This is a genomic window from Actinacidiphila yeochonensis CN732 (assembly GCF_000745345.1).
GTDB lineage: Bacteria > Actinomycetota > Actinomycetes > Streptomycetales > Streptomycetaceae > Actinacidiphila > Actinacidiphila yeochonensis.
In genome coordinates, this window is sequence record NZ_JQNR01000005.1 from 1001241 (window position 1) to 1023936 (window position 22696).

Consider the following 22696-nt stretch of genomic DNA (forward strand, 5'->3'; position numbering starts at 1 on the left):
TCTACGAGGTGCGAGAGATGCTCGGGAGGTACGGGCTGTGCGAGGTACGTGAGGTACGTGAGGTGGACAGGGATGACGCCGAGGACTCCGTAGACGCAGTGGACGCCGTGGACGACGGGGGCTCAGCGCGGTCCGGCAGCGGGTGGCGGCGGCTCAGGGCAGCGGCGAGGACGACGAGGAACAGGGCGGCGGTGGCGGTGCCGGGTCCGAGCAGGACCAGCGAGGTGCCGCCGGGGAGCAGTCCGAGCGGCAGCAGGACCAGGGCGGTCAGGGCGCCCCGGGCCGCTCCCAGATGTCTGGCGCGGCCGCTGAGGGCAGCCCAACGAACGGACAGGGAGTGGAGGTTGGTGCGGCAGTAGCTCCAGCACAGGGCGGCGGCCGCGAGGGAGGCGAGGGAGCGGACGGCAGGCGGGAGGGTGAGCGGGCGGAACGGGGCGGCGTGCAGCAGCACAGCGTAGCCCAGGGCCGTGACGGCGAGGGCGAGCAGAGTGCCCAGCAGCCGGCGGCGCTCCCGCAGCGGCGGAACCGCGTTCTCCAACCCGACCCAGGTGAAGAGCAGCGGGAGGGCCGCGGCAGCGGTGCCGGCGACCGGGCCGGGGTGCGGCCCCCGGCGCTCGGCGGCCCCCGCCCCACCACAGGCAGACGGCCGCCGTGAGGGCGGCGTACAGGCGCGGCCCGCGCAGCCTGGACCGCAGCGCGGCGGCCGAGCGGAGCGCGGCGGTGAGCAGGAGCAACGCGGCGGTGAGCAGGGGCAACGCGGTCGACGGCAGGACGGCGGCCGGGAGGGAAGCGGCTCGGAAGGGAGCAGACAGAAACGGAGCGGACAGAAAGGGAGCCGACCGTTCCCCGAACCCCAGGGCCTCACCCAGGAACCGCCCTCCGGTGAGCGCCACTGCGGCCTGGCCGGAGGCGAAGCCGAGGACGTAGAGCCACCCCATGGGGCGGGCGACAGCCGGGCCGAGGCGGGAGGTGGCGAAGCCCACCGCTCCCCGGCCCGCGGTGCCGCCGGCCGCCGCCACCGGCAGGCACCACAGCGCCAGCACCGCCGCCACCAGCAGCGAGAGCACGACCGTCCGTTTCCCGGCCGGGCCGAGAGCCGCGGGCACCACCAGGACGCCCAGCCCGAGGACGGCTGTGAAGGTGCCCGACATCCCCGCTGCGAGTCCCCGCCCCTGCCGCTCCTCCCCCTTCGCACCCTTCGCGCCGTTCGCGACTTTCGCTCCCGTCGCGACCCTCACGACAGTTCGTGGAAGAAGGCCGGGACCGACGCGGGAAGGACGGTTCCGGCCGGGACCAGCCGTTCTCCGGCCTCGGCCCAGCGCGGCATCCGGGTCTCCATCTCGACGGGGACGCCCAGGTGGGAGGCGAGGAAGGCGGACCAGCCCGGCATCAGGGGGGCAGCGGCCACCGCGACCGCGGCGAGCAGTTCGACGTGTCCGGCCAGGGAGGCGGCGTAGGCGTCCGGTCGGCCGGGACCGTCGTCGTGGCGCAGCAGGCGCAGGGCGTGCAGGTCCGCGACGGCCCGGTCGACGGTGGCGGCCAGTGCCTCCGCGGCGGCCTGCGGGGAGAAGGACTCGGCGGCCAGGGCGGCGGCCACCTTCGCGGTCAGCTCCTCGCGTTCGGCGACGGTGAAGGCGGCGGGGACGACGGCGGGGACGGCGACGGGGACGGCGGCGGAGTCGGCGGCAGGGACGGCGGCAGGGGTGGCGGGGACGACGCTGGAGAAGTCCTGGGCGAGAAGGTCGAGGACGGTGTCCGTCCACGTCTCCAGGCCGCCGACCAGCACGTCGGTGACGGTCTCGGCGTACTCCTTCATGGAGAAGTTGTTCTGCTCGCGCTCCGGGCCGGTGAGGCAGAGGTGGAATCGGAGCGCGTCGGCGTTGGTGCGCCGCAGGAACTCGCCGCCCCAGATGGCGTGGCCCCGGCTGGTGGAGAACTTGGCACCCTCCAGCCGGTAGAACTCGTTGATCACCACCTGGGCGGGGAGGGTGAGCGACCCCTGGGCGAGCAGCAGGGCGGGCCAGAGGACGGCGTGCGAGAAGGAGCAGTCGAAGCCGATGAAGTTGACGATCCGGGTGTCCGGGTCGGACCAGAGGGCGAGGGCCTTCTCCCGGTCCCCTTGGGCCTCGGTGAGGCGGGCGGTGGCGGCGACGTAGCCCCAGATGCCGCTGAACCAGGTGTCCAGGATGTGGCCCTCCCAGCCGGGCAGCGGCACCGGGACGCCGTAGCCGGCCTCGCGGCTGACCGGGGTGTCCGGCAGGGCGCGCTCGAAGAGCCCGTCGAGGTAGGCGCGCAGCCGCGGACGCCACTCGGCGGCTGCCTGGGCGGTGGCGTAGTAGGAGGTGAGCCGCTCGCGCCACTTCTCCAGCGGGAAGACGACACGCCGCAGGGTGGTGGTGTCCGGGGTCGTCCAGCAGGAGGTGCAGAGGGGGTCGGCGAGACCGGCCGGCTCCTGCGGCAACCCGCACGCCTCGCAGTAGACGCCGTCGGAGGGGTCGTCGCAGTACTGGCACCGGCCGCGGACCTCGGACTCGTAGAGGTAGCGGTCGCAGGGGGCGCAGCGGAAGACGGGCAGTTCCTGGACCTCCAGGGCACCGGCCTCCCACAGCTCCAGGAAGAAGCGCTGGACGTACTCGGTGTGGGCGGTGTCGGTGAGCGGCCGGGTGAACCAGTCGTGGTGCATCCCGCCCAGCGAGAGCGTCTCCTCCATGCGGTCGCCGAAGAGCTTGGCGGTGCGGTGCGCGGTGGAGCCGATCTCGGCGGCGCGGCGCGGGACGTAGGCGGAGTGCTCGTCGGAGTAGCCGACGTAGGCGACCTCGTGACCGCTCCGGCGCAGGTGCCGGGCGAGGACGTCCGCCCCGAGGAAGGGGCCGGAGAGGTGGCCGAGGTGGAGGTCGCCGTTGGGGTTCGGCGGGGCACTGGTGACGACGTAGGAGGTCATGGTGTGGGTCCTTGGCAGAGTCTGATGGGCGCGATGGGCGCGATGGGAACGGAAGACGCGGCGCGCGCAGGTCGACGGAGGTCAGCAGGGGACGCGGGACAGCGGGCGGAGGGCGCCGGACGACGAGCAGGGAGCGGAGGGCAGAGCGCAGAGGGCAGAGGGCAGAGGGCAGAGGGACGTCCGACGCGCGGAGGTGCAGGGCGGAGGGTGCGGGCGGCGGTGCGGGGCTGAGGTCAGTGGTGGGCGGAGAGGTCGGCGGAGGGCGGTAGGGGTACGTCCTGGACGGTGTCCAGCGGAGGCAGCACGGCGGCGGCCGCCGGCACCACCCGGCTGCGCGACGGCAGGTCCTCCAGGACGACGGAGTGCGCGCCGATCAGGCAGTCGTCGCCGACCGTGACCGGCCCGAGGACGCTTGCCCCGGTACCGATCACCACCCGATCCCCGAGGACGGGGTGGCGGCGGGCCCCTGACGGGCGGCGCAGGTCCTTCCACCAGCCGACCGAGCCGAGGGTGACCTGGTGGTACAGCATCACGTCGTCACCGATCCGGACGGTCTCGCCGATCACCACCGCGGTGCCGTGGTCGACGAAGAAGCGGCGGCCGATCCGCGCGCCGGGGTGGATCTCGATGCCGGTGGCGGCCCGGGCCAGCAGCGACAGGGCGCGGGCGGTGGTGCGGTGGCCGCGCCGCCAGAGCCGGTGGGCCGCCCGGTACGTCCACAGGGCGTGCAGGTGAGGGTAGAGGAGCACCTCGCGGCGGGACCTGGCGGCCGGGTCCTTGGCGAGGACGGTGGCGATGTCCTCCTTGATCAGGGCCAGGAGGCCGGGGCCCGCCTCGGCCGCGGAGCCCTGGTCCGCCTCGGCCGCGGGGGCGGCGGCCTCGTCCTCGTCACATGTGGTCATAGGGGGCCTCCGGGCGGATCGGGTGGCCCGCCAGGAACCGCTGGGGCCGGTAGGGGTTCAGCAGCTCCTGCTCGGCCTTCCCGGGTACGGCGCCGCCTTCGAGGATCTCCAGGGCGGCGAGTTCGGCGACGGCGGGGGCCAGCTTGAAGCCGCCGCCGCTGAAGCCGATGGCCAGGTACAGGCCGTCGGGGCCGGCCGCGCCGACCACCGGGCGCTTGTCCGGGGTGTAGCCGTCGACGCCGGAGCGGGTGCCGACCAGCGGCGCCTCGGCGGCGGCCGGAACCCGGTGGGAGATCGCGGCGATCGCGGACTCCAGCTCGGACTCGCTGAGCGGTTCGACGTCGCGGCCCAGTTCGGTGTCGGGCTTGCTGGGCACGCCGAAGTAGAAGCGGTCCAGGCCGTCCGGGCGGAAGTAGCTGCCGGTGGTGTCGTCGATGCAGGTGGGGACGGACGCGCGGTGGCCGCGCCGGCCCGCGCCCCGGAGTTCCGCCTGGGCCAGGCCGATCCGCCGGGCGGTGACCGGTATGTGCAGGCCCAGGTACTCGACGGGTGCCGAGCCCCAGGCGCCTCCGGCCAGCACCACCAGCGGGGAGTCGATCCGTCCGACCGAGGTGAGGACCCCGGTGACGGAGCCCTCGTGCTCCAGGACCTTCACCGCGCGGATGCCCTCGGCGGGTGAGACGCCCAGCCGGTAGGCGGCGGTGAGCAGCGCGGCGGAGGCGGCCATCGGGTCGGCGTAGCCGCCCTCGGGCTCGTAGGCGGCCAGCCCGACGCCCTCGGTGCGCAGGCCCGGGTAGATCTCCCGCAGCTCCGCCCGTTCGACGACCTCGACGCGGCGGTATCCGGCCGCGGCCGCGGCGACGGCGGCGTTGGTGCGCAGGGCGTCCGCCCGCTCCTCGCCGACGATCATGACGAAGCCGGTGCGCCGGTAGCCGCAGTCCCCTCCGATGATGTCCGCCCACTGCTCGAAGACCGGCAGGCTGCGGGCGGCCAGCCGGGTGTCGGCGGACGCGGTGTGGTGGAGGCGGAGCAGTCCGCCGGAACGGGACGTGGCGCCCTGGGCGTTGACCCGGCCCTGGTCGCACAGGACGATCCGGCCGATGCCGGCCAGGGCCAGCTGGTGGGCGATGGCCGCGCCGATCACCCCGCCGCCGACGACGACGGCGTCGGCGTGCGCGTGTGCGACGGGGCTCACGGGGCGACCTCGGCGCCGGCTCCGGCCGGGACCCCGGCGCCCGCGGAGAGACCGGCATCGGCAACGCCGCCCGCGGACGGACCGGCATCCGCCGCGGCGCCCGCGGAGAGACCGGCGTCGGCCGCGGCGGCAGCGCCGGTGATCCCGAACTCGGCTGCCCACCTGGCACGTTCGGCGGCGACCGCCTCGGCGCCGCCCCACCAGACGGTGACGAAGCGGAGCCGGCCGGCGGTGTCGTTGGTGAGGTCGTGGTCCTGGAAGGGCGGGATGAAGACGGTCTCCCCCGCCGTCACCCGGCGGGTCTCCTCGCCGATCCGCATCAGGCCGCTGCCGTCGGTGATGAAGAACATCTCGTTCTCGTCGTGGCTGTGCGCGGTGGACGTCTCACCGGGGGCCACGTCCACCCAGCCCCCGCCCCAGCCGGGCTCGGCGACGGCCTCGGGCCAGGGGAAGATGCGCCGGCTGCTGACGTTGTAGGCGTCCTCGAAGACCATGGAGCCGTCGGAGGCGAACACGTGCATGTCGCGGGTTTCCTATCGGTGCGGTGGGCGGTTCAGACTGCGGCGGAGGCGGCGGGGCGGCGGCGCCCAGGCGGGCCCGCAGGTCGCGGTGGACGGTGTCGGCGCGGTCGGCCATCTGGCTGAAGGAGGTGGCGCTGCCGATGCCGTGCCGCCATTCGGTGAGGCCGTCGAGGTAGATCCCGGCCTCGCAGTCCCCGGTGGTCTCGGCGCGGAAGGCGCGGGTGACGGAGGGCCGGCCGGCCTCGTCCAGGAGCAGGTGCGGCCGCATCGGTTCCAGGGCGGCGGGCAGGGCGGGCTCACGGTAGCCGGTGCACAGGACCACGAGGTCGGCGTCCACGCGCTGCTCGGCGCCGGTGAACACCTCGCGCAGCAGCAGCGGGACGGTGTCCCCGGCCGGGTCGCCCGAGACCGCGGCCTCGGTGCGGCGGTGCAGCCGGAGGCGGGCGCGGCCGGTGAGCCGCTCCGCGTACGCGGCCTGGTACAGGGCGCTGGAGACGTCGGGGTCGACGGCGGCGTAGTTGGTGGCGCGGGACTGGTCCAGGGCGTGGGCGCGCTCCGGGCCGGACAGGCCGTAGAAGTAGTCGGTGGCCTCGGGGAAGTAGACCTCGTTGGAGAAGTGGCCCAACTCGTACATCCGGAAGCCGGCGTGCCGTACCACCGAGTGGATCTCGGCCTCCGGGTAGCGGCCGGACAGGTGCAGCACGATCTCGCCGGCGGTCTGCCCGGCGCCGACCACGACGGCGCGCCGCGGCGGGCGTTCCTCGAACGCGGCGAGCCGGGGCAGCAGTTGCGAGGCGTGGAAGACGCGCTCGCCCAGGTGCGGTTCGAACTCGGCTGGTACGTACGGAACATGGCCGGTGGCGAGAACGACGGTACGGGTGCGGTGGCGGTGCGCGGACCCGTCGCGGGAGTCGCGCGAGACCACGTCCACGGTGCGGACCCGGCCGTCGGCGTCGGCCACCGGCTCCACGGCGACGACCTCGCGGCGGTACTCGACCGGGCCGCGGACCTGGCGCGCCGCCCACTGCACGTAGTCCGACCACTCCAGGCGGCTGACGTAGCCGCCCATCAGCGTGAACGGGTAGAAACGGCCGCTCTGCCCGAGGTAGTTGGGGAAGGTGAAGCGGGACCGGGGATCGCGCGGGGTGGCGAGGTCGCGCAGGAAGTGGTGCTGGATGTCGGTGCCGGGGAGGACCAGGTTGGGCTGCCAGGCGGAGTCGGCGGCCCGCTCCAGGTAGCGGGCGCGGAGCGGGGCCGCGGGCTCCCCCGCCGCCGCGGCCGCGTCCTCGTGGTCCTCGACGGCGGCGGCCAGGGCGATCCCGGACGGGCCGAAGCCGGCCACCACCAGGTCGTGCACCGCGGTCGCGGCGGCGCGCGGGCCGGCGGCGCTCATCGGACGCCCTCCCGCCGCAAGCGGATCAGCGGCGCTCATCGGACGCCCTCCCGCCGCAAACGGATCCGCGGCGCTCGTCGGACGCCCTCCCGCCGCAAGCGGATCAGCGGCGCTCATCGGACGCCCTCCCGCCGCAAGCGGATCAGCGGCGCTCATCGGACGCCCTCCCGCGGCCCGGCGGCGGAGAGGCCGAGGACGTCCAGCGCGGCGGTCAGCGCCACGCGGAGGATGGCTCCGGCGAAGTCGATCTGCTCGGCGGTGCAGTTCAGCGGCGGCAGCATCCGGACGACGCAGTCGTCGCGGCCGCCCAGTTCCAGGATCAGGCCCCGCTCGACGGCCTCGCGCTGGACCCGCCTGGCGAGCGCGGTGGCCGGCCGGCCGGTGGCCGGGTCGGACAGCTCCACCCCGGTCATCAGGCCCAGGCCGCGCACGTCGGCGACGTACGGGGTGAGCGCGCGGAGCTCCTGGAGGTGGACCATCAACTGCTCGGCCCGTGCCCGGACGTTGTCCAGGATCCGGTCGCGGTTGACCACTTCGAGGGTGGCGACGGCGGCGGCGAAGGCGGGCTGGTTGCCGCGGAAGGTGCCGGTGTGCGCGCCGGGGGCCCAGGCGTCCAGTTTCTCGTCGTAGAGGATCACCGAGGCGGGCAGGCCGACGCCGCTGAGCGCCTTGGACGCGCAGATCACGTCCGGCTCGATGCCGTACTGCTCGAAGGCGAACCAGGTGCCGGTGCGGCCGCAGCCGCTCTGCACCTCGTCGACGATCAGCGGGATGCCGAGCTCGCGGGTGACCACCCGGACCCGCTGGACGAACTCGACCTCGGCCGGGATCACCCCGCCCTCGCCCTGGACCAGCTCCATGATGACGGCGGCCGGGAGGGTGATGCCGCCGTTGACGTCGGTGAGGGCGCGCTCCAGGAAGGCCGCGCAGTTGACCTGGCAGGAGGAGCGCTTCAGGCCGAGCGGGCAGGAGTGGCAGTGGGAGTAGGGGAAGAAGTGCACGCCGGGCATCCGGCCGCGCACCGGCTCCTTCTGCTCGACCAGGCCGGTGACGCTCATCGCGGCCATGGTCGCGCCGTGGAACCCGCCCTGGAAGGTGATGATCTCCTCGCGCCCGGTGGCGGTCTTGCAGAGCTTGAGGGCGGCGTCGACGGCGTTGGCGCCGGTGGGGCCGCAGAAGTGGATGCGGGTGCGCTCCCGCATCGGCTCCGGCAGCATCTCGATGGTGGCCCGCACGAAGCGGTCCTTCACCGGGGTGGGGAAGTCCAGGCCGTGCACGAACTCGTCGAGCTGGGCGTGGGCGGCGGCCAGCGGCTCGGGGTGGTTGTGGCCGAGCGAGAGCACGCCGGCGCCGCTGAGGAAGTCCAGGAAGACGTTGCCGTCGAGGTCCTCCACGTAGGAGCCCTCGCCCCGGCGGATCGCGATGGGCAGCCGGCGCGGGTAGGAACGGGCGTTGGACTCGTGGCGGGCCTGCCGGTCCAGCAGCTCCGCGCTGCGCGGGCCGGGCAGGGGGCCGGAGACCCGTGGGCGGGTGTACCGGGGGGCTGGACGGTCGGTGAGGGCGGGTACCGACGGGTCGAAGACTGCGGTCATGGTGCTGGCGGCTTTCTGGTCGGAGCGTCGGGTGGCGGCGGGGCGGCGTCGGGAAGCGAGGCGGCGGGGCGGCGTCGGGAAGCGAGGCGGCGGGGCGGCGTCGGGCAGCGGGTCTCAGCCCGTCCCGGGCAGCGGGGCGCCCAGGCGGCCGGTCTCAGGCAGCCCGTCCCAGGCGGCCCGTGTCAGGCGGCGGGGCCCAGGCGGCCGGTCTCAGGCGGCGGCGAGTTCGGCGCCGCGGTCGGCCCGGGTCGGGGCGGGGCCGGCCAGCCGCTCGGTGAGGGCGGCGGTGAGCGCGGCGGCGCGCAGCGAGAGCAGGCTGAACGAACCGGCGTCGCCGATGCCGTGGCTGGACTCGCACAGGCCGTTGAGGAAGAGCGGCGGGGTGGTCGCGTCCAACGGGTCGAGCGCGTAGTCGTAGCCGACCCTGAGCCGCCCGTCGGGCTCGGTGGCGAAGGCGTGGGCCAGCGGCGCCATCAGCGGCGGGCACGGCTCCTCGTGCCCGCCCGGGCCCATGTTGCGGAAGCCGGTGGCGAGCACCACCAGGTCCACGGTGTCGCTGACGCGGATGCCGGTGTTCCGTTCGACCAGGTCCAGGGTGACCCTGTCGTCGTCGGCGCGGACGGCGACCGCCTCGTGGTTGCCGCGGACGGAGACCCGCTGGTCGCCGTCGAGCTCCTGCTCGTAGATGGTGAGGTAGAGCTCGCGCAGCACGTCGCTGTCGGCGGAGGAGTAGTTGGTCGGGTGCATGTAGGCGTCGAGCGCCGTCTTGCCCGCGCGGGAGGCGTTGAAGTAGTAGTCGGTGAACTCGGGGAAGTAGCCCTCCTCGCTGAACGGGCTGGTGTCCTTCTGCCGCAGCGAGTGCGACCGGGTGTAGACGGTGACCTTGGCCCGCGGGTAGCGCCGGGTGAGGTCCAGGGCGAGCTCGACGGCGCTCTGGCTGCCGCCGATCACCGCGACCGCCGCCGGTTCCGCGCCGGGCCCGGCCAGTTGGGCCAGGCGGGGCAGGTACTCGGTGAGGTGGAAGACCCGGGCGCTGCCGGCGGTGTCGTAGGGGGCGGGGACGTAGGGGGTACGGCCGGGGCCCAGCACCAGGGAGCGGCCGAGGTAGCGGCGGCCGGAGCGGGTGGTGACCTCGTACAGCCGCTCGCCGTCCCGCTCCACGACCTCGACGCCCTGGGCGCGCTGCCCGCAGTCCACCAGGTGCCGGAAGAAGCCGGCGGCCCAGCGGATGTACCCGGCGTACTCCTTCCGAAGCGGGAACTCCGAGGGGAGGTTGAGGTGGCGCAGCAGACGGCCCTGCTCGTGCAGGTAGTTGAGGAAGCTGTAGCGGCTGCGCGGGTTGCGCAGGGTGACGAGGTCGCGGCTGGGGTGGTTCTGGATGTCGGAGCCGTCCAGAAGCATGCCGGGCTGCCACTCGGGACTCGGACGGGCCTCCAGGAAACGGGCGGTGAGCGGGGAGCCGCCCTCCTCCAGCGCGATGGCGAGGGCCAGGTTGGCGGGGCCGAAGCCGATGCCGAGGATGTCGTGGACCGGGCCCGGCTCCGGGTCCGGGACCAGGACCGGGTCCGGGCCCGGGACCGCAGCGGCGTCCGCGGCGTCCGCGGCGTCTGCGGCGTCCGCGGCGTTCTGGTCGAGGGTGCTGGTGCTCATCAGCGGGCCGTCCTTGCGGTCACGGTGGTCAGAGTGGGGTTGCCGTCGAAGTCGAGGCGGAGGCCGGTGAGCCGGTCGGCCGCGAACACCCGCTGGTCGGTGCGGTACCAGAGCGGGATCAGCGCGAGGTCGGCCATCGCGGTGCGGTCGGCACGGCGCCAGGCGTCGGCGCGCTCGTCCGGGTCGGCGGCGGCGCGGGCGCGGGCGATCAGTTCGTCGAAGGCGGCGCTGACGTAGCGGCCCTCGTTGTCGCCGTGGGCGGTGCCCCCGGCGTCCGGGTCGGTGCAGGAGGAGTGGAGCAGCGGGAAGAGCATGTTGTCGGGGGTCGGGTAGTCGCAGGCCCAGCCGGCCCGGCAGACCCCGGAGGCGGCCGCCGAGGTGCGGTGGTCCACCAGCCCCCGGGCGTGGGTGCGGATCAGGCGCACCCGCCAGCCCAGGACCGACTCCAGCTGCCCGGCCAGCGCGGTGACCCAGCCATCGTGCCCGGCACCGGTGTTGTAGGCCAGGTCCACCTCGGCACCGGGGCCGAGCCCCGCGCGCAGGGCGGCCGCACGGGCCCGTTCCGGGTGGTACGCCGTCCAGTCCGCGCCGATCCCGGCGGCGAGTTCGGCGCGCGGGGTGTGCGCCGGACCGAACCACGGGGAGAGCAGCGAGTGGGCGGCCGTGCGGCGGCCGTGGAAGAACTCCTCGGTCAGCGCCTCCCGGTCGATCGCGCTGGACAGGGCGCGGCGGGCGTCCAGCGAGTCCATGGGCGCCTGGTGGCAGAAGGGGATCAGGTAGAAGAGCCCGGCCCCCTCCTGCTCCAGGAAGCCGGGCAGCGCGGCGGCCTCGGCGGTGCGCCGCGGCGGGATGCGGGCGTAGTCGTAGGTCCCGGCGAGGAACCGCTCGAACTCGTCGTCGAGCGCGCTCACCGGGTCGAGGATGTCCAGGTGGACCTCCTCGGCCGCCGGCTGCTGCCCGGCCCAGCGCTCGTTGCGGACCAGCCGGATGGACTCGCCGTGCAGCCAGGGCCCGGCCATCCGGTAGGGGCCGTTGCCGACCGGGAGGTCGTTGTACTCCGGGTTCAGCGCCGGGCCCGCGCACTCGGGCACGGGGGAGAAGACGGGCTGGAGGGTCTTGAGGTCGAACTCGACGTCGGGCGCGGACAGTTCCACCACCAGGGTGGTGTCGTCCACGGCGCGGACGGTGCGGACGCCGGCCAGGTGGTAGGCGGTCTCGGTGTGCGCGGCCGGGTCCAGGGCACGGTGCCAGCCCCGCACGAAGGAGTGCGCGGTCACCGGTTCGCCGTTGCTGAAGACGGTGTCGTCCCGGAGGTGGAAGGTCCAGGTCAGAGCCTGTGCGTCGGAGGTCCGGGAGAGGGCGGTGGCGGGGATCGCCCGGCCGTCCCGGTCGAGCGCGAGCAGCCCGGTGAACAGGGCCTTGCAGACCAGGATTCCCTCGCTCTCCTGCGCCTTGTAGGGGTCGATGGCGGTGGGCTCGGTGATGCCCATCCGGAAGACGGGGTCGTTGCGGTCCATGAAGCGGTGTCCTCCTCCCCGGCGTTGCGGGGGGTGGTGAAGGCGGAACGGGGGCGCGGGCGGGCGGCCGTCAGGCGGGGACGACGACCACGTCGAGCCGTTCGTCCAGGTCGGCGGCGAGTTGCTCGACCCGGTCGACGTCGGCGGCCGACCGGTACGGGGCGGCCACCGCCAGCGAGCCGGCGATCTCGTACCAGCCCTCGGGGGCGCGGCGGAGCCGCTCACCGGTGCGGGAGGCAGGGATGTAGGAGCGGAAGTACGGGGAGTGGGCGGCGTCGCCGGCGTTGTTCCGCATCAGGCGGCCCTCGCGGTAGGCGAACTTGATGCAGGTGGCGGCGCGCGGCACCGCGGCCCGCGGCACCTCGCCGTCCAGGATCGCGGCCCGCGCCGCCGGGTCGTCGCCGGCCAGGACGGCCTTGGCGTAGAGCCGGGCGGCGTCCAGCCCGTGCACCTCGCGCAGGTTGCGGTAGTTCTGGCCCCCGCTCATCCGGGTGGCGAACTCCACGATCCGGTAGCGGCCCTCGGCGTCCTGCCGCAGCTCGGCGTTGAACAGGCAGTGCTCCAGCCCCAGCGCGGCGGTGACGGCCTCGGCCACCGCCACCAGCTCCGGCTCCTCCTCGGGGGTGCGGAACGGGAGGGTGTAGTAGTCCTCCTCGAAGTAGGGCCCCGGCATCTGCATCTTGTTGGTGACGCCGGCCAGGTGGAACCGCCCGGCCAGCACCACCCCGTCCAGGGTGACCTCCCGCCCCGGCAGGAACTCCTCCAGCAGGGCGATCTCCGGGCCGTCGCTGGGGAAGTAGCCGCCCCACTGGCGGACCAGCTCCGTCACGTCGGCCAGCGCCCGGCGCAGCTCCTCCTCGTCGCGCACCAGGCTGACGCCGATGCTGGCGGCCAGCGCGCTGGGCTTGACGATGAACGGGAACGTGAAGGCGCGCGCCGCCGCCAGGCCCTGGGCGGCGTCGGTGACCGCCGCGAACCGGGGGCTGGGCAGGCCGTGCCGCTCCAGGAAGTCGCGCTGGCGGCGCTTGTCGCGGGAGATCTCGTCGGCCTCCGGGCGGGGCCAGGCGTGGCCGAGCAGCAGGTTGACCTGGGAGGCGAGCACGATGTCGCTGTCGTAGAAGGTGAGCGCCGAGGCGATGCCCAGGCGGCGGGCCTCGGCGGCGCAGAAGCGGGCCTGCGCGTCGGTGTCGTCGGAGTCGGGGAGGCGGATCACCGAGGCGAACCGCGCGTCGTCCTCGGCCCCGGGCACCTTGGTGACCAGATGGATCTCCAGGCCGAGCCGCTCCAGCGCCTCGATGTGCTCGCGGTGCCAGGCGTAGGTGTTCCGCATGATCAGCAGGATCTTCACGCCGTGGCCGCCTCTCCGGAGCGGTCGTCGACGGCCGCGGAGGTGTCGGCGGACGGGGCGACCGGGTTCGCGGCGGCCGAGGTGACGACCGTGACGACCGTGACCTTCTGGGCGAGGAGTTCGGCGGTGTGCACTGCCTCGGCGGTGTCCGCGCCGGTGACCAGGACCTGCCCCACCCGGTCCCAGTTGCCGCGCAGCGCGCCGACCGTCTGGCCGACCGCCACGGTGGTCTCCACGTCGATGACGTCGGCGCGCTCCAGGGTCTCGGCCACCCCCTGGATCTCCGTGACGACGCCGGGCTCGGCGGACAGGAAGCGGGTGGCCGCCGAGGACGACGGGACGGGACGCGCGTCGAGCGCCGGGATCAGTCCGAAGGGCCAGGCGACGATCCACTGCTCCAGGTCGATGCCGTAGGCGGCGTCCAGCAGGTCGAAGATCCGGTCGCCGCCCATCCGGTTGTGGCTCTCGATGATCTTCGGGCCGTCGGGGGAGAGCCGCAGCTCGGTGTGGGCGGCGCCGTCGGTCAGCCCCACCGCGTCGAGGAAGGCGGAGACCGCGTCCTCGACCGCCCGCTCGTCGGCCGCCGGGAGCCGGGCCGGCAGCGCGTGCCCCAGCTCGACGAAGCCCGCGTCCGCCGCGGTCCCGTCGCCGGTGAGCTTCTCGGTGACGGCGAGCACGACGTGCCGGCCGGCGAAGGAGAAGGTCTCCACGCTGTACTCGGGGCCGGGGATGTACCGCTCGGCCAGGAAGCCGCCGATGGTGAAGAAGGACCCCCACTGGAGGTCGGTACGGGCCCGCAGGGCCTCCACCTGCTCCCAGGCGGCCGCCGCCTGCTCCGGGCCGTCGAGCCGGGCCACCCCGAGGCTCGCGGTGGCGTCGACCGGCTTGAGGACCAGCGGCCAGCCGTGCTCCTCGCCGAAGGCGGCCAGCTCCCGGGCGTCGTCCACCCCGGCGGCCGGCACCGACAGCGCCCGCACCCGGGGACGCGGGTCGGCGGCCAGGTGGTCGCGCATCGCCCGCTTGTCGCGGAGGAGTTCGGCCACCTGCTCGGAGGTGCCGCCGAGGCCGAGGTGGTCGCTGATCCGGCCGGCCGGCACCAGGCCGGGCTCGGTGATCGAGACGACCCGGGTGAACCCGTAGGACCGGTGCGCGGCCTCGACCAGCGGCCGGGTGGCCTCCCAGTCGGTGTAGTCCGCGATGATCACCGCCTCCGCCAGCCGGGCCGCCTCCGGTACGAACTGGTCCCGGTGCTGGAGCAGAACGAAGCGGATGCCGAGTGCGGCGGCCTTGCGGAGGGTCTGGATCCGGCCGCCGACGACGAGAAGTCTGTGTTCGGTCATGGCCGTCACTCTCCAGCGGCCGGACAGAACGGCGGAAGGGGTTTCGGGTGGCACAGGAATGCCCGGCACGAAAGACCGCCCGAGCCCTCGCGTGAATATCCGCCGCCGCGCGATCGGCCGTGCTCCGCCGATCTCTGCTCCGTCCTACCGCGTCATGGGGCGTCATGCCGCGTCACGGCGCGCGATGTCACGGCGGGCGATGTCACGGGGGGCGATGTCGCGGCGGGCGATGTCACACCCCGTCCGCGGCTCCCCGGCACACTCGTGCCAGGCACGTTCTCCCTGCTCGCAGCGGGTTGTCGGTGCTCCGGGGCGTCGCCACAGTGGTGTTCCACTCCCCTGCCCGCACCCTGTGAAAAGGAGTTCCACCGATGGCGGACACCGTCCCCATGCGCAGTCGGCTGCGCGCCATGCCCGGCAGCGCCTGGGTGCTCTTCGGCGGCATGTTCCTGAACAAGTTCGGGAATTTCCTCAACGTCTTCCTGGTGCTTTTCCTGGTGGCGAAGGGGTATTCCACCGCCGAGGCCGGAGCCGCCCTGGCCGTCGTCGGAATCGGCGCCTTCGTCGGGAACATCGCCGGCGGTGTCGTCGCCGACCGGTTCGGCCGCCGCACCGCGATCGTGATCTCGATGGCCGGCGCCAGCCTGGCCACCGCCTGCGTCCCGTTCACCGGCAGCCTGGTCGCCACCACCGCCCTGGTGGGCCTGGTCGGCGTCTTCGCCCAGCTCTACCGGCCGGCGGCCGGCGCGCTGCTGGTGGACACCGTCCCCGAGGAACTGCGGGTCACCGCCTTCGCGGTGCTGCGGCTGGCCATCAACGTCGGTATGGCCGTCGGGCCGATGGTGGGCGCGGTGCTGTCCGCGTACTCCTTCACCTACGTCTTCTACGGCGACGCGCTGACCTCGCTCGCCTTCGCCGTGCTCGCGCTGACGGCCCTGCCCGGCGGCCGCCCCCCGGCCGCGCCGGACACGTCGGCCGTGCCGGACACGTCTCCCGCCGACGCCCCGGCGTCCGTCCCGGCCTCGGAGCGGGACGGCTACCGCGTGGTCTTCGCCGACCGCCCCTACCTCTTCTTCCTCGCCTCGATGACGGCTGCGACGTTCGTCTACTCCCAGGCGACCGCCACCCTCCCGCTGCACATCGCCGACGCCCACCTCGGTACCAAGGTCTACGGCCTGATGCTGGGCCTCAACGCCGTGCTCTGCGTGCTGATCGAGCTGCCGCTGACCCGCTGGACCGAGCGCCTCAACCCGCGCCGGGTGATCGCCACCGGGCTGCTGCTGCTCGGCGCGGGCATGGCCGCCACCGGACTGTCCTCCACCGTCTGGCTGCTGACGCTGACCGTGGTGGTGTGGACGGTGGCCGAGACCGTCTACACCCCGATCGCCAACGCCTACCCGGCCGAGTTCGCGCCGGCCCACCTGCGGGGCCGCTACCAGGGCGCGGAGGGGTTGGCGCACACCCTGGGCAACACCCTCGGCCCCGCGGTCGGCGGCCTGCTGTACGGACTGTCGACCGCCCTGCACTGGACGTCCTGCGCGGCCGTCGCCGCGGCCGGAGCCCTGCTCGTGCTGGCCGCCCGCGCCCGCACCACCCCGGCCGCCATCTCGGCCGCCGCGTCGGCTCCTGAGCCGGCCCCTGAGTCGGCCGAACTCGCCGACGCCTCCGCCTGACCGAAGCCGCTCCGCCGGTCCAGTCCGGTACGTCCGGTCTGCTCCGCCCGTTCGCCTTTCCACCCGTCCCTTCCGTGAGAGGAAATCCCATGGCCACCGCCGCCGTCCACCGCATCGACATCCCCTCGGCAACCGAGGACCCCTCCGCCTACGTGACCGCCCTCCTGGAGACCGCGGGCGACCGCGACCCCTTCGAGGTCATGGCCATGACCCCGGTGTGGGCCGCCCGGCTCTTCGAGGAGCTGCCCGTCGAGCTGATCGACGAGGTCCCCGAGGCGGGCGAGTGGCCCGCCGCGCACGTCGTCGGCCACCTCTTCGACGTGGACATCGTCTACGGCTTCCGCTGGCGGCTGGTGGCCACCGAGGACGACCCGGTCTACCCCGGCTACGACGAGGAGCTGTGGGCCCCGCTGCCCCGGCTGCCGTTCCGCGCCATGCTCGACGCCTGGACCGGCCTGCGCGCCGCCAACGTGGCGCTGCTCGCCGCGCTGCCCGCCGCCGACTGGCAGCGCACCGGCCGCCACGGTGAACAGGGCGGCGAGACCATGGAGGTGATGATCCGCAAGGTCGTCGGGCACGACATCGCCCACGTCAACCAGATCTACCGGGCGATCCGGCTGGTCCGGCGGAACGCCGGTCTCGACGTGGCCCGCCTGGACGAGACCTACCTCGGCCTCGGCCTCGCGTAGCCCCCGGCCCCGGCCTCCCCCGCAGGAAAGGACCATCCGCATGCCACCGGGCCCGCGCCCTTCCGAACCCGCTGCCTCCCCCGCGACGACGGCGGCCGCCGCGCCCGCCACGGCCGCGCGGGCGGACCGGGCCCGGGTCCGCCCGGCGACCCCGGCCGACCTGCCGCGGATCGCCGAACTCGCCGCCGAGCACGCCGCGTTCGAGCAGGCCGCGCCACCCGCGCCCGACCTGGCCGAACGCCTCTCCGCCCTGCTCTGCCGGCCGTCCGGCGACGCGCCGGACGGGGGGCGGCCCCGGGTGCGGCTGCTGGTCGCCGAGAGCCCCTCCGGGGAGGTCGTCGGATACGCCTCCTGCGCCCCGGAGTTCTCCACCTGGGAGGGGCGCGACTACCTGCACCTGGACTGCCTCTACCTGTGCGCGGACCACCGCGGCCGGGGCGTCGGCGAACTGCTGATGCGCGAGGTCGCCGCGGAGGCCCGCCGGCTCGGCCTGCGCCAGGTGCAGTGGCAGACCCCGGAGTGGAACGAGGGCGCGATCCGGTTCTACGACCGGATCGGCGCCACCGGCCGCCCCAAGCTCCGCTACACCCTGCCGGTCCCGGGCTGACCCCCGACGCACGGGGTAAGGGCCACGCACGGGGTAAGGGCCACGCCCGGGCGGCGGACGCTCCCGCGGAGGTCAGGCGAGCTGTGCGGGCGCCTCCGTGGCGATCCGCTCGAAGACGTCGGGGTCGTAGGCGAAGTCGCTGTTCGGGATAGGCCAGTGCAGGACGATCTCCTCGATACCCGCTTCCGCGTGGCGCCCGGCGAAGTCGACGAACGCGTCGACGGACGCGAAGGGCGTGGCGCGATCGGGGGTGAACCCCGTCAGCAGCACGCGGTGCATGCCCGCCGCCTCCCGGCCGGCCTCACCCAGGGCGGCCTCCAGCCGTTCCACCTGGCCCCGGATCGCGGCCAGGGACTGCTCGGGGGTGCCCTCGTCGTACAGCGCCGGGTCGCCCGTGGTCACCCACGCCTGCCCGTGGCGGGCGGCCAGCCGCATCCCGCGCGGGCCGGTGGCGGCCACCGCGAACGGCAGCCGCGGCGTCTGCACGCACCCGGGGATGGTGCGTGCCTCCACCGCCGAGTAGTGGGTGCCCTGCGAGGAGACCGCCGGCTCGGTGAGCAGCCGGTCCAGCAGGGCGACGAACTCCGCGAACCGGTCCGCCCGCTCCCGCGGCGACCACGGCTCCTGCCCGAGCGCCACCGCGTCGAAGCCGGTCCCCCCGGCCCCGATACCGAGCGTCACCCGCCCGCCACTGACGTCGTCGAGGGTGATGAGGTCCTTCGCCAGCGTGACGGGGTGCCGGAAGTTCGGCGACGTGACCATCGTCCCGAGCCGCATCCGCTCCGTCACCCCGGCGGCCGCCGTCAGGGTCGGCACGGCCCCGAACCAGGTCCCGTCCCGGAACGGCACCCGCCAGGACAGGTGGTCGTAGGTGTACGCGGCCCCGAACCCCAGCGCCTCGGCCCGCCGCCACACCTCCCGGCCCTCACTCCAACGGTAGACCGGCAGGATCACGGTGCTCAGACGCAGACTCATACCGTCGAGCCTACGGGCATCCGCGCGAAGCGGAACGTCGGCGTCCGCACCGCCCGGGAGCCGTGCCCCCACCCGAAACGACGCCTCCCCGGGCCCACGTCCGCACCCCCGGGCCCGTCCGCCAGCCGCCGCGCGGCTGTCCGTAAGCCGTCTCTCAGCTGCCGCGCGGCCGTCCGTCAGCTGCCGCGCGGTTGTCCGTAAGCCGTCTCTCAGCCGTCTCTCAGCCGCCGCGCAGCACCTGTCGGCGCCGCAGTGCGACGGCCGCGCCCAGTCCCAGGAAGAGCACCCCGCCCGCCAGCGTGACCACCATGGCCACGCTCCAGCCGGGCGGGTGCGCGACCTGCGAGGCGAGCATCACCCGGGACGGCTTGCGGCTGTCGTAGACGACGGCGACCGCCGAGCCCTTCGCCAGCCCCTTGGGCAGCGAGCCGCCCGACGGCACGCACAGGTTGCCGTGGTGCGTCCCGGCCGCGTCCTCGAAGGACACCTGTACGTCCGTGTGCTGGCCGTACTTGTTGGTGCCGGCCTTCTCGACGAAGGCCACCTTCTGCGTCCCGTGGTCGCGGAGGGCGTCCACCGTGGAGCCGCAGTCGGACCGGAAGGCGAAGAACATGCCGAAGCACAGCACGCTGAAGACCAGCAGGACGGCGATCAGCCCGCGCTTCGGCGCACCGGCCGCCACCCGTGCGCGGAGCGGGACCTCCTGTGATCCGGTCCCGTCGGACGCACCGGGCCGCGTCCAGTCGTCCCTCTTGACCTTGCGACCCATCACAACCCCAACCAGTGCCCGACGCTCTTGGCCGCATGGCCCACGTCCTTGGCCGCGTGCCCGACGTCCTTGGCCGCGCCCTCGACCGCGTGTTCGGTCCCCTTGATCGCCTTCTGGCCGGTATCGCTCTCCAGGAAGCGGTAGGCCCCGTACCCGACCCCTGCGGCGACCAAGATACCCGCACCGGCCGCCCATCCGACGGGACCGCCGGCGATGGCGACCGTGGCCGCCTCCATCGCCCAGCCCGCGCCCGCGCCGACGGCGAGCGACCCGACGTTCGCGGTGACGGCGACGTCCGGGTCCGTCCCGTTCCTGATGTCCCACCAGGTGCCCGCGGCCGTGAGCACGGCGCCGACCGCGGGCACCTTCTCACCGACCCGCAGGAACTTGCCGAGTACCTCGCTGTCCGACGCGGCACCGTGCAGCAGCGGCTTGGCGGCGTCCGTCACGGACACGTTCATCAGCTTGGACAGGCCGCCGAGGTTGAACTTGGCCAGCACCCCCTCCGCCTGGCGGAGGTCCGACTCGGAGGCCTTTCCGAAGGTGCCGGTGAGCTTCTTGATCGCTCTCCGCTGCGCGGCGGTGAGGCCGGGACTGTTCACCCGGTACTCGTGGAGCGCCTGGGCCGCCTTGGCGAACCGGTCCGCCCGCTCGTTGATCAGGCTCGCGTACTGGGCCTGACCCGCGAGGACGCCCTGCAGGATGCCGCCCTCGGTCGACCAGTTGTCCTTCGGGACGAAGAGGTCCTTCAGGTCGGCCCACGCGATGTCCCACAGGTCCGGGTCGTCCTGCTGCATCAGCGCGCGGTTCCACACCGCGGACGGGTCGTCCTTGGGTACCGGCCCCTGGAAGAGGGCGAGCGTCTTGGAGAAGCCGGGCGCGGGCGGGTCGGCCGCCATCGCCGAACGGAACGCGTCGGCGAAGGTCGCCATGTCCTGCTTGGCCGTGGTGCTGTGCGTGGCGGCCACCACGGAGGGCAGTTGGGAGGCGAGTTCCGGGTCGAGCCCCGCGTAGAAGGCGGAGGTCCAGTCCGGGTCGTCCTTGTGGGCGGCCAGCTCCGACGCGACCCGGTGGAGCTCCGTTCCCGCCGGGCCCGAGGCCAGTCCCTCGGCGGCGTCGGCCTCCTTCGCCGCCTTGCCGCCGGCCGCTCGGGCCAGCTTCACCGACATCACCGGCTCGGGGACGTTCACCATCCCGTGGACGACCCCGTCGCCGGCCTTGCTCATCGCGGCGGCGAGTCCGTGCCGGCGGCGCAGCATCGGCAGCTGGTCGTCCGCCCACCGGCTGATCCCGATCAGTTCGTCGAGGGGGCCGGTCTCCAGCCCCAGCGAGGCGAACCCGGTCCGAAACGAGCGCGCCTTCGCCCCCAGATCGGACGAGTCCTTCGTGAAGGACGTGACCATGCCGCCCAGCGCGTCCGGATCTATGCCGGAGAACTCACCCACCGGCCACCACCGGATCGACGAGGACGGCCTCCGCGCCGGAGCCCTCCAGCGCGGCCACGAGCTTCCCCGCGGGTACCGCGGCCCACGGCTGGGCCTCGCCCATAGCCTCCACCAGGCCGACGAGCGTGCTGAACACCGGCAGCGTCAGGTGCGGTTCCCCCTCGGCGTCCAGGACATGGCGGAGCATCAGCTGCACCTGCCCCTCACGCACGGGTGCTCCGTCGACGGTCGGCAGCGATCCGAGCAGCGGCACGACAAGCACGCTCTCGGCGTCCGGCGGTGCCCATCCAGTCATCTCCACCACGGCGCCAGCCTAGAACCGGCGCGACGGAACAGGGATAGGGAGAGGCGTCAAGATTTCCGCCCTCCGGCTCCGTGGGCGGACCCGGCCGGCCGGCACGCTTCCCGCACCGGTCAGCCCGCGCCGTCCACCCGTCAGCTCGGGTCGGTTCGCTGGAAGGAGGCGAGGTAGCGGTCGACCTCGTCCCGGTCGTAGCCCCGCCGCACGAGCATGAACCCCGCGAAATCCGGGGCCAGGCCCAACCCGGCCCGCAGGCGTTCGACCTGGATGTCGACCTCGCGGGGGTCGTACCCCCGCCGCTTGATCGAGAAAGACATACGTGGACGGTAGTTGAGTACGCGTCGGCTGTCTCCCCGCCCGGCACGGACGCCGCACGCACGGCTCCACGGAGGGTTCGCGCGCCTACCCGACCTGACCGAATTGCACCATCCGGGTGGCGTTGATGTGAAAATCCCCGAACTCGACGTGCGGGTCCGTGAAATCTGTGCTGGCTTCCTCATGATCGGACTAGTCAGTTCACCGCATCATGACGCAAGGAAGCGAGAGGACCATGGCTACCGACATCAGGACGTTCTGGAGCGCGCTGCTCAGCGTGCTGCTGAAGTGCCTCGCCGGACTCGGGTTCGCCCCGGCCGCCCGTGCCGCCGCCCGCCGGCAGGCGCAGGTCACCACCGCCGCGGTGGTCGCGCCCGCCGCGCACACCACCCGCACCGCCCGCACCGCCGGGAGCCGCGGTGCCCTACCCGTCGATGCCGGGGCGGTGACCTCCGCCACGCCGCCTGGGAACCCGCGCGCCGGAGCCCCCGCGCTGCCCGCGCAGAAGGCCCGGATCTCCCGTGGCACCGGCAGGAGGACACCCGCTGCCACCCGTCCGGCCGCATCCGGCCCCGGAGCCGCGTCCGCGGCGCCGTCCGTGCCTGGTGCCCGCCGCCGCACCGACGTCCACGTCCCCGCGCCGCGTACCCGCGACTCACGCAGCTTCCGCCGCATGGCCGGCGGCACCCTTCCGCCGACGATGAAGCAGCGCATCCGGGCCGAGGCCCACGGTGCCACGCCGAGCTCTCGCAGCCTGCCGGTCGGCCTGGACGCGCTCGAACTGGCCGGGATGGGCGCTCTGGCCTCCGTCGCGACCTCCGGCACGGGTCGTACCCGCGCCGAACTCGCCCTGTGCGCCTGAACCCGCAGGTCATCCACGCGTGCGCATCCGTCCGGACCCCGCCCAGGGCGTCCCGCGCGAACGGCACGTGGAGACCGCACCCCGGAACCAGCCGCAGGCCCGAAACCACCGGCACGCACGGTACGACCGGTACGACCGGTACGACCGGCACGACCGGCACGCACGGCTCCACCGCCACAGCGTGCCCGACGACGCCGGCCAGGCAGACCAGGTACGCCGGATCCACCGGGCCCGCAAGCTGTGAGGGCTCTCCCGGATCCACCCGCCGCACCGGTTCCACCCGCCGCACCAGTTCCACCGGGCCCATCGGCTCCACCAGCGAGGTCAGCTACACCAGCTCCATCGGTTCACACCGCGCCATCGGCTCCCACCGCGCCATCGGCTCCCACCGCGCCGCCGGCTCGGTCAGCTCCACCGTCCGGACCGGGTCCATCAGGCCCACCGGACATACCGGTCCGACCAGGCCCACCAGCAGCAGCCGCTCATGCGGCACGTTCAGCCGGACCACGGCGAGCGTCCCGGCCCCAGTGCGGCAGCCCACCGAGCACCTCACGAGCGGCCGACCCCGCCCGAAGCTCCGGTGAGCGGATGTCCGCACCTGTGTGCGGTACGGCCTGCCGGTAGGCCAGGATGGGGCGGTGACCCCAGCCATCGAGCCAGC

At 74.1% G+C, this 22696-nt stretch carries 22 protein-coding genes; 5 read left to right on the forward strand and 17 right to left on the reverse strand.

What is annotated here, in order from left to right; genetic code table 11:
* Position 1: 1 nt before the first annotated feature.
* The 11 genes from BS72_RS16115 to BS72_RS16165 form a co-directional block, all read right to left on the reverse strand.
* Positions 2–538 (reverse strand): hypothetical protein, encoded by a 537-nt coding sequence (locus tag BS72_RS16115; protein ID WP_037911293.1) that lies wholly within the window; start codon positions 536–538, stop codon positions 2–4.
* Between the two features lie 696 nt (positions 539–1234).
* A complete protein-coding gene (locus BS72_RS16120; protein ID WP_051951164.1) occupies positions 1235–2941 on the reverse strand; it encodes a class I tRNA ligase family protein in 1707 nt (568 codons plus the stop codon).
* A gap of 233 nt (positions 2942–3174) precedes the next feature.
* Positions 3175–3843: a serine O-acetyltransferase EpsC gene (gene epsC / locus BS72_RS16125; RefSeq protein WP_078901408.1), complete on the reverse strand. Its 669-nt coding sequence runs from the start codon at positions 3841–3843 to the stop codon at positions 3175–3177.
* Positions 3830–5038, reverse strand: coding sequence for an NAD(P)/FAD-dependent oxidoreductase (locus BS72_RS16130; protein ID WP_037911296.1), 1209 nt, complete (start codon positions 5036–5038; stop codon positions 3830–3832). The genes epsC and BS72_RS16130 overlap by 14 nt, the downstream gene beginning before the upstream one ends.
* A complete protein-coding gene (locus BS72_RS38365) occupies positions 5035–5532 on the reverse strand; it encodes a cupin domain-containing protein (RefSeq protein ID WP_265736825.1) in 498 nt (165 codons plus the stop codon). Before BS72_RS38365 ends, BS72_RS16130 begins: the two co-directional genes overlap by 4 nt.
* A complete protein-coding gene (locus BS72_RS16140) occupies positions 5423–6952 on the reverse strand; it encodes a SidA/IucD/PvdA family monooxygenase (protein WP_051951165.1) in 1530 nt (509 codons plus the stop codon). The genes BS72_RS38365 and BS72_RS16140 overlap by 110 nt, the downstream gene beginning before the upstream one ends.
* Before the next feature lie 152 nt (positions 6953–7104).
* The gene (locus BS72_RS16145; protein ID WP_051951166.1) at positions 7105–8544 is read right to left on the reverse strand and encodes a diaminobutyrate--2-oxoglutarate transaminase family protein; all 1440 of its coding nucleotides are present in this window, start codon (positions 8542–8544) and stop codon (positions 7105–7107) included.
* Positions 8545–8754: 210 nt separating this feature from the next.
* On the reverse strand, positions 8755–10194 hold the full coding sequence (locus BS72_RS16150) for a lysine N(6)-hydroxylase/L-ornithine N(5)-oxygenase family protein (RefSeq protein WP_078901411.1): 1440 nt from the start codon (positions 10192–10194) through the stop codon (positions 8755–8757).
* Positions 10194–11711: a peptide ABC transporter substrate-binding protein gene (locus BS72_RS16155; RefSeq protein WP_051951167.1), complete on the reverse strand. Its 1518-nt coding sequence runs from the start codon at positions 11709–11711 to the stop codon at positions 10194–10196. Before BS72_RS16155 ends, BS72_RS16150 begins: the two co-directional genes overlap by 1 nt.
* Positions 11712–11781: 70 nt before the next feature.
* Positions 11782–13059, reverse strand: a complete 1278-nt coding sequence (locus BS72_RS16160; RefSeq protein WP_037911304.1) for an ATP-grasp domain-containing protein — start codon at positions 13057–13059, stop codon at positions 11782–11784.
* Positions 13056–14399 (reverse strand): ATP-grasp domain-containing protein, encoded by a 1344-nt coding sequence (locus tag BS72_RS16165; protein WP_051951168.1) that lies wholly within the window; start codon positions 14397–14399, stop codon positions 13056–13058. Before BS72_RS16165 ends, BS72_RS16160 begins: the two co-directional genes overlap by 4 nt.
* A 371-nt stretch (positions 14400–14770) precedes the next feature.
* On the opposite strand from BS72_RS16165, the gene BS72_RS16170 reads away from it, so the two are divergent.
* From BS72_RS16170 to BS72_RS16180, 3 genes are all read left to right on the forward strand, one after another.
* Positions 14771–16072 (forward strand): MDR family MFS transporter, encoded by a 1302-nt coding sequence (locus tag BS72_RS16170; protein ID WP_051951169.1) that lies wholly within the window; start codon positions 14771–14773, stop codon positions 16070–16072.
* Positions 16073–16161: 89 nt separating this feature from the next.
* Positions 16162–16761, forward strand: a complete 600-nt coding sequence (locus BS72_RS16175) for a DinB family protein (RefSeq protein WP_037911308.1) — start codon at positions 16162–16164, stop codon at positions 16759–16761.
* Between the two features lie 40 nt (positions 16762–16801).
* Positions 16802–17368: a GNAT family N-acetyltransferase gene (locus tag BS72_RS16180; RefSeq protein ID WP_078901412.1), complete on the forward strand. Its 567-nt coding sequence runs from the start codon at positions 16802–16804 to the stop codon at positions 17366–17368.
* 72 nt (positions 17369–17440) lie between these two features.
* On the opposite strand, the gene BS72_RS16185 is transcribed toward BS72_RS16180, so the two are convergent.
* From BS72_RS16185 to BS72_RS16205, 5 genes are all read right to left on the reverse strand, one after another.
* Positions 17441–18343, reverse strand: a complete 903-nt coding sequence (locus BS72_RS16185) for an LLM class flavin-dependent oxidoreductase (RefSeq protein WP_037911310.1) — start codon at positions 18341–18343, stop codon at positions 17441–17443.
* A 220-nt stretch (positions 18344–18563) separates the two neighbouring features.
* Positions 18564–19112, reverse strand: coding sequence for a DUF3592 domain-containing protein (locus tag BS72_RS16190; protein ID WP_037911312.1), 549 nt, complete (start codon positions 19110–19112; stop codon positions 18564–18566).
* Complete coding sequence (locus tag BS72_RS16195) at positions 19112–20557, reverse strand: hypothetical protein (protein ID WP_037911314.1); 1446 nt, start codon at positions 20555–20557, stop codon at positions 19112–19114. Before BS72_RS16195 ends, BS72_RS16190 begins: the two co-directional genes overlap by 1 nt.
* Positions 20550–20852 carry an SAV_915 family protein gene (locus BS72_RS35545; RefSeq protein WP_107498803.1) on the reverse strand — a complete coding sequence of 101 codons (303 nt, stop codon included), beginning with the start codon at positions 20850–20852 and terminating at the stop codon, positions 20550–20552. Before BS72_RS35545 ends, BS72_RS16195 begins: the two co-directional genes overlap by 8 nt.
* Positions 20853–20992: 140 nt before the next feature.
* Positions 20993–21175, reverse strand: a complete 183-nt coding sequence (locus BS72_RS16205; RefSeq protein WP_037911321.1) for a hypothetical protein — start codon at positions 21173–21175, stop codon at positions 20993–20995.
* A gap of 233 nt (positions 21176–21408) precedes the next feature.
* Here BS72_RS16205 and BS72_RS36550 point away from each other — a divergent pair, with 233 nt between their 5' ends.
* Positions 21409–22035 (forward strand): DUF6344 domain-containing protein, encoded by a 627-nt coding sequence (locus BS72_RS36550; RefSeq protein WP_051951170.1) that lies wholly within the window; start codon positions 21409–21411, stop codon positions 22033–22035.
* Between the two features lie 19 nt (positions 22036–22054).
* Positions 22055–22279 carry a hypothetical protein gene (locus BS72_RS39240; protein ID WP_037911324.1) on the forward strand — a complete coding sequence of 75 codons (225 nt, stop codon included), beginning with the start codon at positions 22055–22057 and terminating at the stop codon, positions 22277–22279.
* Positions 22280–22363: 84 nt separating this feature from the next.
* Here BS72_RS39240 and BS72_RS16220 read toward each other — a convergent pair whose 3' ends face one another.
* Entirely contained in the window at positions 22364–22543 is a 180-nt protein-coding gene (locus tag BS72_RS16220) for a hypothetical protein (protein ID WP_037911330.1), read from the reverse strand.
* Between the last annotated feature and the right edge of the window lie 153 nt (positions 22544–22696).